Below are 1,134 nucleotides of genomic sequence, written 5' to 3' on the forward strand. Positions count from 1 at the left end.
GGCGGGTTCGGAGCGCAGCGGCTCGCCGTCGAGGCAACCGTGCACTGTTCGGCTCCTGGTACGAGTTCTTCCCCCGCTCGACGGGCGGTTGGGACGAGAACGGGGTCCCGCAACACGGCACGTTCCGCACCTCGGCCGAGGACCTACCCCGCATCGCCGCAATGGGTTTCGACGTCGTCTACCTTCCGCCGATCCATCCCATCGGGGAGATCAATCGCAAGGGGCGCAACAACACCCTCACCCCCGAGCCCGGTGACGTCGGTTCGCCCTGGGCCATCGGCTCGGTCGACGGCGGGCACGACGCAGTCCACCCTCAGCTCGGCACCCTCAAGGATTTCAAAGCCTTCGTCGCCACCGCTCGCAAGCTCGATCTCGAAGTGGCACTGGATCTCGCGCTGCAGTGCGCCCCGGATCATCCATGGGCCAAGAAGCATCCGGAGTGGTTCAACGTCCTTCCTGACGGCACCATCGCCTACGCCGAAAACCCACCCAAGAAGTATCAGGACATCTACCCGATCAACTTCGACACCGATCCTCGCGGCCTCGACAAGGAGATCCTGCGAGTCGTCCGTCACTGGATCAGCGCCGGTGTCAAGATCTTTCGGGTCGACAACCCGCACACCAAACCGCCCAACTTCTGGGAGACGCTGATCTCGGAGGTCAAGAAGACCGACCCCGACGTCCTGTTCCTCGCCGAGGCATTCACCCGTCCGGCACGCATGTACGGTCTGGCGCGACGCGGATTCACCCAGTCGTACACGTACTTCACCTGGCGAGTGGCGAAATGGGAACTCACCGAATTCGGTAACGAGCTGGCGGCGAAGGCCGACGAAGCCCGACCGAACCTCTTCGTGAACACGCCGGACATCCTGCACGAGTCCCTCCAGCACGGTGGGCCCGGAATGTTTGCACTGCGAGCAGCTCTCGCCGCCACCCTGGCGCCGACGTGGGGCGTCTACTCCGGTTACGAACTTTACGAACACCAAGCCGTTCGCCCCGGCAGCGAGGAATACCTCGACTCCGAGAAGTACGAACTCCGTCCGCGCCGTTTCGCCGAAGCAGCAGCGCGAGGCGAGTCTCTCGAGCCGTGGATCACCGCGCTCAACCGCATCCGGCGTGCACACCCGGCCCTGC

1 protein-coding gene is annotated in these 1,134 nt (G+C 64.4%); it reads left to right on the top strand.

Annotated elements, in window-relative coordinates; translation table 11 throughout:
- The coding region (locus ABT116_RS48920; RefSeq protein WP_502984103.1) for an alpha-amylase family protein at positions 1-1,134 on the top strand (1,134 nt) is incomplete at both ends.

The sequence above is a fragment of the Streptomyces sp. NPDC002130 genome (assembly GCF_040296465.1).
In the GTDB taxonomy this organism is placed as follows: domain Bacteria; phylum Actinomycetota; class Actinomycetes; order Streptomycetales; family Streptomycetaceae; genus Streptomyces.